Source organism: Streptomyces sp. NPDC001530 (genome assembly GCF_042894545.1).
Classification (GTDB): Bacteria; Actinomycetota; Actinomycetes; order Streptomycetales; family Streptomycetaceae; genus Streptomyces.
The window spans coordinates 38,265-51,633 of sequence record NZ_JBIAVS010000014.1 but is presented as its reverse complement, the minus strand read 5'-3'; the positions used below and the strand labels follow the sequence as shown (position 1 = coordinate 51,633).

Annotated in this window: 12 protein-coding genes; 8 read left to right on the top strand and 4 right to left on the bottom strand. The window is 71.2% G+C overall.

Annotated features, from left to right (window positions below; all coding sequences use genetic code 11):
- Positions 1–65: 65 nt before the first annotated feature.
- Positions 66–908: a helix-turn-helix transcriptional regulator gene (locus ACFY0T_RS28025; protein WP_388876115.1), complete on the top strand. Its 843-nt coding sequence runs from the start codon at positions 66–68 to the stop codon at positions 906–908.
- Here the strand turns inward: ACFY0T_RS28025 and ACFY0T_RS28020 are convergent.
- Entirely contained in the window at positions 905–1,780 is an 876-nt protein-coding gene (locus tag ACFY0T_RS28020; protein WP_388876113.1) for an aminoglycoside phosphotransferase family protein, read from the bottom strand. The genes ACFY0T_RS28025 and ACFY0T_RS28020 overlap by 4 nt on opposite strands.
- Positions 1,781–2,130: 350 nt before the next feature.
- On the opposite strand from ACFY0T_RS28020, the gene ACFY0T_RS28015 reads away from it, so the two are divergent.
- The 3 genes from ACFY0T_RS28015 to ACFY0T_RS28005 all read left to right on the top strand — a co-directional run bounded on the left by ACFY0T_RS28015 (position 2,131) and on the right by ACFY0T_RS28005 (position 6,330).
- Entirely contained in the window at positions 2,131–3,171 is a 1,041-nt protein-coding gene (locus ACFY0T_RS28015) for a tetratricopeptide repeat protein (RefSeq protein WP_388876110.1), read from the top strand.
- A complete protein-coding gene (locus ACFY0T_RS28010; RefSeq protein ID WP_388876107.1) occupies positions 3,168–4,223 on the top strand; it encodes a polyprenyl synthetase family protein in 1,056 nt (351 codons plus the stop codon). Before ACFY0T_RS28015 ends, ACFY0T_RS28010 begins: the two co-directional genes overlap by 4 nt.
- Positions 4,224–4,551: 328 nt before the next feature.
- Complete coding sequence (locus ACFY0T_RS28005) at positions 4,552–6,330, top strand: M4 family metallopeptidase (protein ID WP_388876104.1); 1,779 nt, start codon at positions 4,552–4,554, stop codon at positions 6,328–6,330.
- A gap of 105 nt (positions 6,331–6,435) precedes the next feature.
- Here the strand turns inward: ACFY0T_RS28005 and ACFY0T_RS28000 are convergent, their stop codons facing one another.
- Both ACFY0T_RS28000 and ACFY0T_RS27995 read right to left on the bottom strand, forming a co-directional pair.
- Positions 6,436–7,113 carry an AIM24 family protein gene (locus ACFY0T_RS28000; RefSeq protein ID WP_388876101.1) on the bottom strand — a complete coding sequence of 226 codons (678 nt, stop codon included), beginning with the start codon at positions 7,111–7,113 and terminating at the stop codon, positions 6,436–6,438.
- Between the two features lie 137 nt (positions 7,114–7,250).
- Entirely contained in the window at positions 7,251–7,814 is a 564-nt protein-coding gene (locus tag ACFY0T_RS27995) for an NADPH-dependent FMN reductase (protein WP_388876098.1), read from the bottom strand.
- Positions 7,815–7,930: 116 nt separating this feature from the next.
- On the opposite strand from ACFY0T_RS27995, the gene ACFY0T_RS27990 reads away from it, so the two are divergent.
- Complete coding sequence (locus ACFY0T_RS27990; RefSeq protein ID WP_388876095.1) at positions 7,931–8,590, top strand: TetR/AcrR family transcriptional regulator; 660 nt, start codon at positions 7,931–7,933, stop codon at positions 8,588–8,590.
- Positions 8,591–8,623: 33 nt separating this feature from the next.
- Positions 8,624–9,751: a sulfite oxidase gene (locus ACFY0T_RS27985; RefSeq protein ID WP_388876092.1), complete on the top strand. Its 1,128-nt coding sequence runs from the start codon at positions 8,624–8,626 to the stop codon at positions 9,749–9,751.
- Between the two features lie 40 nt (positions 9,752–9,791).
- On the opposite strand, the gene ACFY0T_RS27980 is transcribed toward ACFY0T_RS27985, so the two are convergent.
- Entirely contained in the window at positions 9,792–10,988 is a 1,197-nt protein-coding gene (locus tag ACFY0T_RS27980) for a glycoside hydrolase family 64 protein (RefSeq protein WP_388876089.1), read from the bottom strand.
- Between the two features lie 311 nt (positions 10,989–11,299).
- On the opposite strand from ACFY0T_RS27980, the gene ACFY0T_RS27975 reads away from it, so the two are divergent.
- Both ACFY0T_RS27975 and ACFY0T_RS27970 read left to right on the top strand, forming a co-directional pair.
- Positions 11,300–11,986, top strand: coding sequence for a FadR/GntR family transcriptional regulator (locus ACFY0T_RS27975; protein ID WP_388876086.1), 687 nt, complete (start codon positions 11,300–11,302; stop codon positions 11,984–11,986).
- On the top strand, positions 11,983–13,365 hold the full coding sequence (locus ACFY0T_RS27970; protein WP_388876083.1) for a hypothetical protein: 1,383 nt from the start codon (positions 11,983–11,985) through the stop codon (positions 13,363–13,365). The genes ACFY0T_RS27975 and ACFY0T_RS27970 overlap by 4 nt, the downstream gene beginning before the upstream one ends.
- Positions 13,366–13,369: the final 4 nt, after the last annotated feature.

Below are 13,369 nucleotides of genomic sequence, written 5' to 3'. Positions count from 1 at the left end.
GAGACCTGTCTTCCTGGGACTGTCAGTACCAGGACGTTCCGAGCGGAGCGGTGCACAGTGGGGGCATGGCGGCTACGGAGTTCGGGCGGACGGTACGGCGCTGGCGTGACCGGGTCTCACCGGAGGCGGCCGGGTTGCCCGCGGGCGGCCACCGGCGGGCGGCCGGGCTGCGGCGCGAGGAGCTGGCCCTGCTGGCCGGGATCTCGGTCGATTACGTCACCCGCCTCGAACAGGGCCGGGCGGCCAACCCGTCGGAGCAGGTCGTCGAGGCCCTGGGCCGGGCTCTGCGGCTGTCCGGAGCCGAGCGTGAGCATCTCTTCCACGTCGCCGGGCTTGTGCCGCCGGGGCGGGACACGGTGCCCGCCCACATCCCGCCGAGCGTGCACCGGCTGCTGGACCGGCTGACCGGGACTCCCGTCGCGGTCTACGACGCGGCCTGGACGCTGCTCCTGGCCAACCCGCTGTACGCCGCATTGATGGGCGATCCCTCCGGGTGGCGCGGAAACGAGCGCAATGGGGTGTGGCGCAACTTCGCCGGCCCGGGCAGCCGTGTCCGCCACACACCCGAGGCCCGGCGCGCGTTCGAGACCGCGGTGGTCGCCGACCTGCGCGCGACCGCGAGCCGGTATCCGGCGGACCAGCGGCTGCGGCGCCTGATCGCGGAACTGCGCGCGAACAGCGACCGGTTCGCCGAGCTGTGGGACTCCGGAGCCGTCGGCCGGCAAGAGTCGGCGCGCAAGATCGTCGATCACCCGCAGGTAGGCCCCTTGACGCTGGACTGTGACGTCCTCAGTGTCGCGGGCAGCGACCTGCGCATCATGATCTACACGGCCGAGCCCGACACGGAGGACGCCGAACGTGTCGCCCTGCTCGGCGTGCTCGGCACCCAGGCGCTCGTGGAGCCCTAGCCGACCTCGTCGAGCACCTCGCGGATCACGTGCTCGGCGTTGGCCGCGATCACGGGGTTCGTCGTGCGGTAGTAGGGGAGTTGGGTCAGCGCCATGGACAGCACCCAACCGCGCCCGCGTGCCCACATGGCGTCGTCGGCGCCCGCGGCCTGCCGGAAGGCGGGCCTCGCCTCGGCGGGGAGGAGGTTCCAGGCGGCGATGAGGTCGCAGGCGGGGTCGCCGATGCCCACGGTGGCGAAGTCGAGGACGGCGCCGAGGCGGCCCTGGCGGGTGAGGAGGTTCATGGGCATCAGATCGGAGTGGAGCCAGACGGGCGGGCCGGTCCACAGGGGCGCCGCGAGCGCCGCCTCCCAGGCCGCCGTCGCCGCCGACGTGTCGATCGTGCCGTGGAGTTCGTCGATCGCGGAGCGCGTCTCGTCGTCCACGGTCGCCAACGGCCCGCCCCGGTAGGCGGGCGGCCCGCCGGGCAGGTCGACCTGCCGCATCGCGGAGACGAACCCGCCGAGGTCGGCGGCCAGCGCGCCCGGGTCCGTGAGGCGGCCGGGGACGGGGAGCTCGCCGTCGAGCCAGCGGAGCACGCTCCAGGACCACGGATAACCCTCCCCGGGCACACCGACGGCGAGGACCTCCGGGACGGCGAACGGCAGCAGAGGCGCGAGCCGCGGCAACCAATCCCGCTCCTTCTCCACATCGCCGGCGCCCTCCGGGATGCGAGGGAGGCGCACGGCCATGTCGTCGCCGAGCCGGTAGAGGGCGTTGACGGTGCCGGCCGACTCGACGCGCTTCAGCGGCAGCTCGGCCCAGCTCGGGAACTGCGCGGCCAGCAGCCGTCGTACGAGTGCTTCGTCGATCCGCACCTCGTGGGCGTGCATCGGGCCTGTCTGCATGGGCGTCCGCTTCCGGTGGGAGAGGTCAACGTCCGCCATCCTGCGGCCCGTTCGGCTTCCTCGCACGCGTTTTTGGCCTCATCGCCAGCCCCGGGCAACCTTGTTGCCGCCGCCGTCGTCTTGATCGGTAACGGGTGGGCAGCGTGTGAACCGTGGTGAGCCAGGGATTTCCAGGTGGAAATCCGGCGCACTATACGCTCTGCGTATACATACCGTGTATACGTCGGGTGTAGAGACGAGTCGTTGCACGCCGCCGACCTGCGGGACCCAGGAACAGCCGACACCGTCGGCCGAGAAGTGAACGCGGCCGACCGGTGGCAGACGGAAAGGCATACATGTACGGCAAGGCCTTCGCCCCCGAGTACCAGGGCGCTTTGACCACCCTGTCCGTGAACTCCTCGCTGACCGATGTCCTCGCGGCCGGCACCGAGCAACTGCGCGCCGCCGAGCGCGCGGGAGCGCGGGCCGAGGCGGCCCGTTCGGGCCTCGCGGTCGCCGAGGCGCACCGCCGCCTGGGTCAGGTGGCGGACGCCGACCGGGCGTGGAAGGCGAGCTACCGCACCGCCCGCGAGGCCGGGGACACCGGGGCGATGGCGTGGGCCCTGTGGAGCGGCGGCACACTGGCCCGGCAGCGCGGCGCGTTCCCGCTGGCGTGGCGGCTGCTGCGGCTGGCCGCCGAACTCGGCAAGGAGGCCGGGGATGTGGTCGTCCGCGGCTACTCCCTGGCGGGGATGGCGGAGACCGGCCGTATCCAGGGCGACTACGCGGCCGTGACCGCCCTGCACGAACAACTCCTGGCCGAGGCCCGCAAACGCGGCGAGGCCCGGCACACCGTGTGGGCCCTGGAGGGCATCGCGCAGATACACCGCAACACCGGCGCCTACGACACCGCGTACGCCATGTTCGAGGAGGCGGCCGAGATCGCCGCGCGCGCCGAGGACCGGCGCGGCCATGCCTGGGCGCTGCGCGGGCTCGCGGACATCGTCTCCGTACGCGACCAGGACGCGGACCGCGCGCTGGATCTGCTGAGCGAGGCGGAGGTGTCCTGCCGTGCCATGAACCTGTCCGGCGCGCTCGCCTACAACCACAAGATGCGTGGCAACGTCCTCTATCGTGCGGGGCGTTACGAGCAGGCCAGGGATGTCTACGCGCAGGCGCTCGCGGAGTTCGAGGCGATGAGCGAGCCGCGCGGCCGGGCCCTGTCCCGGCTCGGTCTCGTCAAGTCCCTCGCGCGCCTGGGCCGCGACAACGCCGCGACCGCCGCCGACCTCGCCGAACTGGCCGACGTACTGGAGCGCATCGGGCTGCGGCACGCCCGGCAGATGGTCGAGCGGGCACGTACGGAACTCGGCTTGATGTCGGAGGCCGCGCGATGACCCCTGCCGTCACGGCCCTGCAATCGCCGCCCACCGCGCCACAGATCCTGCGCCGCTGCCGTGACCTGGTCGCCCCGGCCCTCGCCGAGGCGATCGGCGGACTGCACCCCTGGGTGGCGGAGATGGCCGGATACGCGCTGGGCCGCTGCGAGGTCGGCGGCGCGCCCGCAACGCACAGTCAGGGCAAGGGCGTACGGCAGGCGCTGGCCGTACTGGGCGCGGAAGCGGCCGGAGGATCCGGCGAGGCGGGCGTGCCGGGCGCCGTCGCGGTGGAATTCGTGCACACCTTCTCGCTGCTCCACGACGACATCATGGACGGTGACGCGCTGCGCCGCGGCCGGCCCGCTGTCTGGAAGGCGTACGGCACCGGACCCGCCGTCCTCGCAGGCGACGCCCTCTTCGCCCTGGCCGTCGAGACCCTCACCGTGGCGCCCTTGGCGTCGCACGCGGCCGCGGCCGTACGGCAGTTGACCACGGCCCTGCGTGACCTGGTGCGCGGACAGGCAGACGACCTGCTGTTCGCCGACCGCCCCTGGACCGGGCCCGAGGCGGTGGGTGCGGGGGAGTACGCGACGATGGCCGAGCACAAGACCGGCGCTCTGCTCGGCTGCGCTCTGGCCCTCGGCGCCCAACTGGCGGGCGCGCCGCGGGAGACCGCCACCGCCCTGGACCGCGCCGGGCGCCATCTCGGGGTGGCCTTCCAGATCGCCGACGATGTTCTGGGCATCTGGGGCGATCCGGCGGTCACGGGCAAACCGGTCCACAGCGATCTGCGTCAGGGAAAGAAGACCCTGCCGGTCCTCGTCGCCCTGAACGCGCCCGGCCACTCCGCGCTCGCCGGACTCCTCACCTCTCCGGTCGCCCTCGACGACACCGGCGCACGCCGTGCGGCGGCCCTCGTCGAGCGGGCCGGCGGCCGTGCGACGGCCTTGCGCGAGGCGCGCCGTCATCTCGCCGCGGCGCACACGCTCCTGGCAGGCGCGTCCCTCGCCCCGCGCGCCGCCGACGAGCTGCGCACGCTGCTGTCGTCCCTCGCTCACCGCACGATCTGAGACTCCCTCGCCTCCGGTCCCGTCCGCTCCGGGCCGGAGGCGCTGCGACATCGGTCACATGCGCGAGTCAGTGGGTCCCACCAGGCAACCGTCTTATCCCCTCTCACATCTGTCCGGGCGACGCATGGTTGGGCGCCCATGGAGCACCGAGACATGAACATTCGTAAAAAGATCCCCTAAAGACCAATAAAAGGGATCTTTCGGCTTTACATGTACATGGAAAATCGGTGAGGGTGGCGTCCTGGGGCCCGACAGCCCCCACGGCGCTCAACAGCGCTGTGCCTCATGGCGGTTGGTGATCCCGGCCGCCCCTGTTCAAAGGAACTCAGTGCGTAGACCCCACATACGCCGCGTGGCGATCGCCGTCGCGGTGACGACGGCCGCCACGCTCCCGGCGGGCCCCGCCTTCGCGGCCGCGCCCGACTCGCCCGCCCGCGCGGCGACTTCGGCCTCCTCGCCGGTCGACGCCGCGCGGGCAGCGGCCTTCGCCCACGCCTCGGCCACCGGTGTCACCCAGGGCGACACCCTTCAGGCCAAGGACGTGATGACGGACCCGGACGGCAAGCAGCACGTCCGCTTCGTCCGCACCCACCAGGGCCTTCCGGTCCTCGGCGGCGACCTGGTCGTCCATCTCGGCAAGCAGTCCGCCTACCTCGGTGTGACCCGGGCCGCCGACCACGCGGTCAAGCCGGCCACCACCAAGGCGAAGCTGACGCCCCAGCAGGCCGAGCAGAAGGCCGCCGCGGTCGCCAAGGGCGACGCGGGCAGCGCCGAACTCGTCGTGGACGCCCGTGACGGCGCGGCCGCCCTCGCCTACCAGGTGCGTGTGACGGACAGCGACACCACGGAGGCCGGCGGCTCCCGCACGGTCATCGTGGACGCCCAGAGCGGCAAGATCCGCAGCAACAGCCCCGACAGCGACGAGTTCATCTCGCCGTCCCTGGAGGAGACGCTGCGCAAGCGGGGCGAGCAGGCGACCCCCGAGACGGGCACGGCCGCCCAGTCGTCCGGCCTGATCGGCGCGACGGGAGCCACGCACTACCCGGTCACCGCGACCGGGAGCGGAAAGTCCCTCTTCGCCGGCACGGTCACGCTGAAGACCACCCAGACGGCGCGCACCAGCTTCCTCCTCAAGGACCCCACCCGGTGGAACACCGAGACCCGGGATGCCAGGGGGCAGGAGCTGGAGAACTTCTCGCGCGGCAAGAAGTTCACCGACGGCGACAACAAGTGGGGCACCGGCACCACTGCCGGTCGGTCCACCGCCGCGGTCGACGCCCAGTACGGCATCACCAAGACGCTGGACTTCTACAAGAAGGCCTTCGGCCGCAAGGGCATCAAGAACAACAGCGCCGGTGCCCGCGGAATGGTCCACTTCGGCAACAAGGTCGGCAACGCCTTCTGGGACTCGGCGTGCGGCTGCATGCTGTACGGCGACGGTGACGGCGACCTGTTCAAGAAGCCGCTCGTCGTCCTCGATGTCACCGGCCACGAGCTGACCCACGGCGTTGTCGACGCCACCGCCGCCCTCGAACCCACCCGCGTGGACCAGGACGGCAACCAGTACGGCGAACCCGGCGCCCTCAACGAATCGCTCGCCGATATCTTCGGCTCGAACGTCGAGTTCGCCACCAACAACCCGAACAACCCGCCGAACTACCTCGTGGGCGAGAAGCTGGGCCTCGCGCAGAAGTTCCTGCGCCGCCTGGACCACCCGTCCCTCGACCGGCTCGAAGGCACGATCGACTACTGGTCGCCCGCGGCCTACGACACCGAGGTGCACGCCGGCTCCGGCGTCTCCTCGCACGCGTACTACCTGCTCGCCGAGGGCAGCGGCCGCAAGACGATCGGCGGTGTGCAGTACGACTCGCCGACGTACGACGGTTCGCGGGTGACCGGCATCGGACGCACCAAGGCCACCGCGATCTTCTACCGGGCGCTCACCCGCTACATGGTCTCCACGACCGACTTCCACGACGCGCGGAAGGCCACCCTCAAGGCCGCCGCCGACATGTACGGGGCGAGCAGCACCGAGTACAAGACGGTGAACAAGGCCTGGGCCGCCGTCAACGTCACCACCGCCAACACGCCCTCCACCGGGCACTGATCGGTGACGCGACCCGGCGCCGACGGGTGACGCATTCGCACGTCGACGGGTGAAAAAAGGGGGGTGCCCCGCCGTATGGCGGGGCACCCTTCGTCGTTGCCGGACTCAGTGCTGCTGCGCCTTCTGCGGCGTCACCTCGCTGGGCCGCACGACGACGTATCCCTCGCCCTCCAGCTTCAACTGCACGGCCTCACCGGAGCCGCCGCGGATCATCGAGCCGATCGACTGCGAGCGGTGCAGCGAGGTGTGCAGGTGGGCGGTCCAGCCGACGACGGCGTCCGTGTCGACGTACACCGGCTGCTGCTGTGAGACGGGGATGACCAGCGGGTTGCCCTCGCAGATCAGACCCAGACTGCCGTGGCCGGTGAAGACGCTGTTGAAGAGACCGCCGCCGGTGATGCCCGCGCCCTTCACGGTCTTTATCTCGTACGACAACGTGGCGTCGAAGCACAGGACGTTGCGGCCGTTGACGGTGAACACGTCGCCCGGCTCGATGCCGACGATGAAACAGTTCTGCGCCTCGTGCGCGAACCAGGCCTCGCCCTGCCCGCGGACGGTCATCAGCGGCAGTCCCTCACCGGTGACCGCCCGCTTGAGCATGCCGCCCACGCCCTGGCCCTTGCGCTCGAACTGCAGATTCCCCCGGTAGGCGACCATCGCCCCCTGCCGCGCGAACATCTCGCCGTTGACGGCGTACCTGATGGACTTGGCGTTCTGGATGGTCATGCCCGGCGCGAGAGCGGGCTGCACCATGTGGTCACTGGAAAAGAGATCACCCTTCATGCGGGCATCCTGTCGCGGAGGATTTCGTTCCGCCAAGATCGTGCGGAGCATCGTGCGGACCTGAGACATACGGCGGTGATCTTGTGACATGCGAAAGGGCCGGTCCGGGCGAACCGGACCGGCCCTGACGGGAGTTGTCAGGCGGCGTCGGCCGCGCCGACGTGGCCGTGCAGGCGGCCGACGACCTCGGTGAGCTGAGCGGCGACCTCGGCGTCGTCGACGGGGTGCGTCTCGGCGAAGCGGGTCACGGAGCCGGGAATGGAGAGCTTCACGTCCTCCAGGACGGTGCCGCCGGCGATGCCCACGGCCTTGCGGGCCTCGTCCTGCGCCCAGACGCCGCCGAACTGGCCGAACGCGGTGCCCACCACGGCGACCGGCTTGCCGGTGAAGGCACCGGCGCCGTAGGGGCGGGACAGCCAGTCGATGGCGTTCTTCAGCACGGCAGGGATCGTGCCGTTGTACTCGGGCGAGAAGAGCAGGAAGGCGTCGGCGGCACCGGCGGCCTCACGCAGCCGGACAGCGGCGGCGGGCACGCTGCCCTCGACGTCGATGTCCTCGTTGTAGAAGGGGACCTCGGCCAGGCCCTCGAAGAGGTCGACCTCGGCGCCCGCCGGGGCGAGCTTGACGGCCGCCTCGGCGAGCTGGCGGTTGTGGGAGCCGGCGCGGAGGCTGCCGACGAGCGCGAGGATACGTACGGACATGGTGATCTCCCGAAGCTGAAACATTGCCGCAATAAACCGGACCGAGGTCCGCTTAAATGTGTACCACTAAACCGGACCGCGGTCCAGTTGTCCTCGATTGCGGCTACGCTGGGTGCATGTCCACACCACTTCCGCCATTCCCGAAGCGACAGGAACCGTCCGACGAACCCGTGCTGATGGAGTTCGCCTCCCCGGAGGCGGCCCCGCAGCTGCGCGCCGATGCCGCACGCAATCGCGCGCGCCTGCTGGAGGCCGCCGCCCGCCTGGTGGAGGAGCACGGAGTGGACAAGGTCACGATGGAGGCCGTCGCCGCCGCGGCATCGGTCGGCAAGGGGACCGTCTTCCGGCGGTTCGGCGACCGCACCGGCCTGCTGATGGCGCTCCTCGACCACACCGAGCAGCGGTTCCAGACCGCCTTCATCGGCGGTCCGCCGCCGCTGGGCCCCGGCGCGTCACCGGTGGAGCGACTGCACGCCTTCGGCTGCCGCACCCTGCGCGACACCTCCGAGCAGCTCGACCTGTACCTCGCCGCGGAGCCCGACCCCTTCCGCCGCTTCAGCTCCGCCCCGTACCGCGTCCGCTTCATGCACGTCTGCATGCTGCTGCGCCAGGCCGCCCCGGCCGCGGACATCGAACTCGTAGCCCAGACCCTGATGGGATACCTGGACCCCGCCCTCATCCACCACCTGACCCGCCAGCGGGGCATGTCCCTGGAACGTCTGGAATCCGGGTGGCGCGACCTGGTGGACCGATGTACGGGCGCGTTGTCGGCCTAGCGCGCCCTCGGCACGGAGGCGGACAATGCGGGCATGGCCCATCGCCTCGACGATGTGAGTGGACCCGCTCGGCTGGCCGGGCCGGAGGAGGGCATCAGCCAGGAGGAGCTGGCGCTTGCCGCTCGGAATCACGGGATGCCGCTGGAGGCGCTGCGGTACGAGGTCACGCCGCCGGGGCTGCACTATGTGCTGACGCACTACGACATCCCGTACGCGGACGAGGGCACGTGGCGGCTCGTTCTCGACGGGCGGGTGCGGCAGCGGCTGCGGCTCGGAGTGGACGAGCTGAAGGCCTATCCCGCAGTCACGCAACGGGTGACGCTGGAGTGCGCGGGCAATGGGCGGGCCCTGTTGACGCCCCGCCCGGTGAGCCAGCCGTGGCTGGTGGAAGCGGTCGGTACGGCGGAGTGGACCGGCGTGCCGTTGCGGGTGCTGCTCGCCGAGGCGGGGGTGGAATCCGGGGCGGTGGAGGTGGTGTTCACGGGGGCTGATCATGGCGTGGAGCGCGGGGTCGAGCAGGACTACCAGCGGGCCCTGCCGCTGGACGTGGCCCTGGGCGGTGAGCCCGAGGTTCTCGTGGCGTACGCGATGAACAGTGCCCCGCTGCCGCCGCAGCACGGACATCCGGTGCGGCTCGTGGTGCCCGGGTGGTACGGCATGGCGCAGGTGAAGTGGCTGCGCGACATCACGGTGACGGATACGCCGTTCACGGGATTCCAGCAGGCCGTGGCCTACCGGCTCCGGCAGGACGCGGGTGACGAGGGCGAACCGGTCACCCGGATCGCCCCGCGCGCCCTGCTGATCCCGCCAGGTTTCCCCGACTTCATGTCGAGGAAGCGGGTGGTCCGGCCGGGTGTCGTGGCGCTGGAGGGGCGGGCCTGGTCGGGGCGCGCGCCGGTGACCGGGGTCGAGGTCAGCACGGACGAGGGACGTTCCTGGTCCGCGGCGGACCTCGACGGGGGAGAGGACCACCGCTGGGCCTGGCGGCCCTGGCGCTTCGCCTGGACGGCCATGCCCGGCCGCCATGTGCTCAGCACGCGGGCCACCGACGCCGAGGGCCGCACCCAGCCCCTGGAGCAGCTGTGGAACCGGGGCGGCTTCGCCAACAACCTTGTCCAGCGGGTCCCCGTACTCTGCCTGGAATCCGAGGACGCCGCCTGACGGCCGGAGCCTTGCGTCCGCCCCGGCCGCCCGGAAGCTCTCAGCTGAAGGGATCCAGCGTGATGTACGCCTGTTGCGGATTGCCGTCGTGGACGAGCGACTCGTAGTTGCCGACGTCGTCGAAGGCGAACGCGTAGGCCTTGCCGTCGGCCATCTGCGCATGGATCTTGCGGGCGTACTGGTTGGTCACCGTGTCCTGGTAGAAGTTCGCCGAGCTGGTGTCCGGCTGGTTGGGATTGACCAGGAGCGTGGAGCGGTTGAAGCCCGCGCACAGGGTGCGTGAAATGGGGCCGCGCACCAGGTCGTTGGGCGCGTCGAGCCGTTTGTAGCAGCCGAAGATGCTGTCGGAGTCGGGCTTCTGGAAGCTGGTGACGACCGCTCCGGCGCTGTTGGTGAAGTTCATGACGCCACCGGAGACCCGCCCGAAGTACTTCGTGTTCGGCTGGTCGGCGAACGGCGTCACCGTCAGCGTCGACGAACTGTACTTCTGCCACACGCGGTTGACGTAGTCGTCCATGACCGTGCTCGGCAGCGCGCCCGCCTCGATGCCGTGGCCGGGGGCGAGGGCCCGCAGGACGGTGCCGTCGGACCGGGTCTGGATCAGCTGGGACCAGCCGCCCGGCTGACCCCGCAGGGCGTTGAAGAACCCGTTGTATCCGCCCGGCTTGAGGTGGCCGGTGCTCTTCGTCGTGCCGTCGGCGAGCTGGACGCCGACGGCGTACGGCGCCGAGAACATATCGACCTGTGTGCTGTTGATCCACAGCCCCGAGTCGTTGAGTGTGTACTCGGACCAGTTGAAGAGGATGTTGCGGTTGGGATCGCTCGGATTCTGCACGGCCGGCTGCACCAGACCGCCGGTCGTCAGCCGGAAGTCGAGCTTCTGCCCGAACGAGAAGTAGATCCGTCCGGAGAACTTGGGGATCCGAATCGTCTTCGACTGCCCGTTCGCCGGTCCCGCGATCGACGCGTCGGCTGCGGGCGTCGGCGGATTGCCGCCCGCGGGCCACGCGTGGAACGTGCCGTTCGCGTCGGCCCAGCCCTGCTGGCCGGTCGAGAGCAGCGTGCCGAGGTCGTAGATGTAAACGGGGTCGCCGCGGCCCGAGTTGTTCGTGAACTTCAGTGGGATGGTCGCCGGGACGGCTGCGTCGGCCCGGGACGGGGCCCCGAACGTCAGCAACGCCGCGGTGAGGGTGGCCGCGGCCACCGCCAGGGCCTGCCAGGTGAGTCTTCTGCGCACTCTCTTCCTCCTTGGTGGGGGGATTTCAGTGAGGTGGATTCCGGTGGACGCTGATCGTCCGGTTTCCGTCTGAGAGCGCTCTCAGGATTGCGTCGGGTGGCGTACATGTCAACGATTCGGACAGGGTTGGTCCGGTCCAAGTGCCGTTGCTTCCAACGCCGTTACATCCGATGATCAGTGCCGACTCGGGAGGAACCGCCATCGGCTGCGCAAGCCCTGGCCAACGGCCTTCTGTCGACGAGGGGTTGACCACGGAACGCCCCCACTGGTTCAGTGGCTCAGCCACTCATCCACTTGCCGGAGGGGGAACCGTGGAGGCACTGCCCCGCGAGACCATCGTGGACGTCCTGGAAGACCGGCTGCGCACGGACATACTCAACGGCCGTCATCCGGCGGGGAGTTATCTGCCCCCGGAGCGCCAACTCGCCGACGGCTACGGCGTCACCCGCACCACCCTCAAGCACGCCTTCGGCCGGCTCGTCCAGGCGGGCCTGCTCGAAACCCGGCACGGCGTCGGGACCCGCGTGCGCGACTACGCACGCCTGGGCGGGGCGGACCTGCTGCCCATGCTCGTGCGGCACGACGCCAAATGGGTCCACGAGGTCTTCGAAGTGCGACGCGGCATCGGTGCGTTGATCGCCGAGCGGGCCGCGACCCGGGCCACCCGCACCCAGCAGGCGGAGCTTCGCGCCCTGCTGGAAGCCGTACGTGAGGCCGACGGCGCCGACGCGGTGCAGCTGGCCGATGTCGAGGTGCACCGCGCCCTCGCCCGGGCCACGGGCAACCGCGTCTACGTCCTGCTGACGAACACGCTCTTCAACGCCTACCTGCCCGTGCGCTCCCTGCTCAAGGGGCCCTTCACCGACCCGGCGGTGGCCCACGAACGGCTGGCGCCGGTGGTGGACGCGGTGGCGGCCGGTGACGCCCGGCAGGCGCACGCGGCAGCCGACGCCTATCTGCGGGCGACCGAGCGCATCATGCTGGACGGTCTCGCATGAGGGGCACCGCGTTCACGGAGACGATGCTCGGCACGGTCCGGCTCGACAACGAGCCACGGGAGCGCCGCATACGCCTCGACCTGCGTGCCGAAGCCGACCGGATCCTGCGCCCGCACCGCACGACCCAGGCGAGGCTCAGCGGCCGGGTGCGGATCGCCGGATTGGCCGACGACCCCTGCGCCGAGGGCGAGTTGGAGGTGTCACCCCTCGCCCGGCGGCGCATCCGCTACCAACTCGACTTCACCGTCGACGGTCGCGGCCTCACCCTGGACGGCTGGAAGTCCGTGACCGCGCGCCGCCCGGTCGAGTCGATGACCGTCCTGCCGTTCACGCTGTACGAGGGCGACGCACGGGTGGGGGAAGGAGTGCTCCGCTTCCCGCTGGCGACGGGCCTCGCGCCGTTCCTCCTCAGCTTCCGCTTCCCGCGCCGTGAGAGCCGTGCCGAGCACGTCGCGCCGCGCTGGAGCGGCTCACCGGGCCGCACCGAGGTCTGGTACACGACGCTGACCGATCCGGCGAGCGGCACCGGCGTCTGGCTGCACCACGAACTCACCGCGCCCGCCGACGGCTCCGAGCCGTTCGCCCACGGATGGGTCGCGGCGTTTCCCCGCGAGGGCGCGGTACGGCATGCCCGCTTCGGGCCCGTCCCCTGGACCCGGCCGGCGGACGGCTTCGCGGGAGACAACGTCACGGCCACCCCGGGACAACTGACGGGAAGCGCCGGTGACTTCCACTGGAAGCTCACCGAACGCCCCCGAGGGGCCCCGCTGTTCACCTTCCCGCGCTGGTCCTGGCGTCGGCCGCTGCTGCCCGCCGCCCAGATGCTCCCGGCCGCGCGGTCCACGTACGAGGGCGAATTTTCGTACGGGGAACAGGCCTTGACCCTGCGCGGCGCACCCGGCGCCTCGGCCCGCATCTACGGGCACGGCAACGCCCACCGGTGGACCTGGCTCCACGCGGAGCTCGGCGACGGCGACGTCCTGGAGATCGTCGCGGCCGTGTCCACCCGGCCGGGCCTGCGGCGGCTTCCTCCGCTGGTCTTCCTGCGGCTGCGCCGCCGGGGCCGGACCTGGCCGCGCCGGGCGGAGCGGTCGGCGATCGGCTGGCTGGGCGTGGGACGGTTCCGGGCCGTATTCGGGCTGCCCGAGTGGACGGTGACCGGCCGGACCGTGCTGCGCCGCATCCGCGTCGACGTCAACCAGCCCGCCGAGCGGACCCTCACCCTGGAGTACCGCGACCCGGACGGAGCCCGCGCGGTGTGCCGCAACAGCGAGTCCGCCGACGCCCGCGTGGTGCTGGAACGCTGGTGGGGCCGCTGGCGCCCGGAGGCGTCCTGGCACCTGGACGGCACCGCGCACGCCGAGGCGGGCGAGCGGTGACCGC

Coding starts and splice junctions, on each gene's coding strand:
- ACFY0T_RS28025 (WP_388876115.1), top strand. CDS start 66: ATGGCGGCTACGGAGTTCGGGCGGACGGTACGGCGCTGGCGTGACCGG.
- ACFY0T_RS28020 (WP_388876113.1), bottom strand. CDS start 1,780: ATGCACGCCCACGAGGTGCGGATCGACGAAGCACTCGTACGACGGCTG.
- ACFY0T_RS28015 (WP_388876110.1), top strand. CDS start 2,131: ATGTACGGCAAGGCCTTCGCCCCCGAGTACCAGGGCGCTTTGACCACC.
- ACFY0T_RS28010 (WP_388876107.1), top strand. CDS start 3,168: ATGACCCCTGCCGTCACGGCCCTGCAATCGCCGCCCACCGCGCCACAG.
- ACFY0T_RS28000 (WP_388876101.1), bottom strand. CDS start 7,113: ATGAAGGGTGATCTCTTTTCCAGTGACCACATGGTGCAGCCCGCTCTC.
- ACFY0T_RS27995 (WP_388876098.1), bottom strand. CDS start 7,814: ATGTCCGTACGTATCCTCGCGCTCGTCGGCAGCCTCCGCGCCGGCTCC.
- ACFY0T_RS27990 (WP_388876095.1), top strand. CDS start 7,931: ATGTCCACACCACTTCCGCCATTCCCGAAGCGACAGGAACCGTCCGAC.
- ACFY0T_RS27985 (WP_388876092.1), top strand. CDS start 8,624: ATGGCCCATCGCCTCGACGATGTGAGTGGACCCGCTCGGCTGGCCGGG.
- ACFY0T_RS27970 (WP_388876083.1), top strand. CDS start 11,983: ATGAGGGGCACCGCGTTCACGGAGACGATGCTCGGCACGGTCCGGCTC.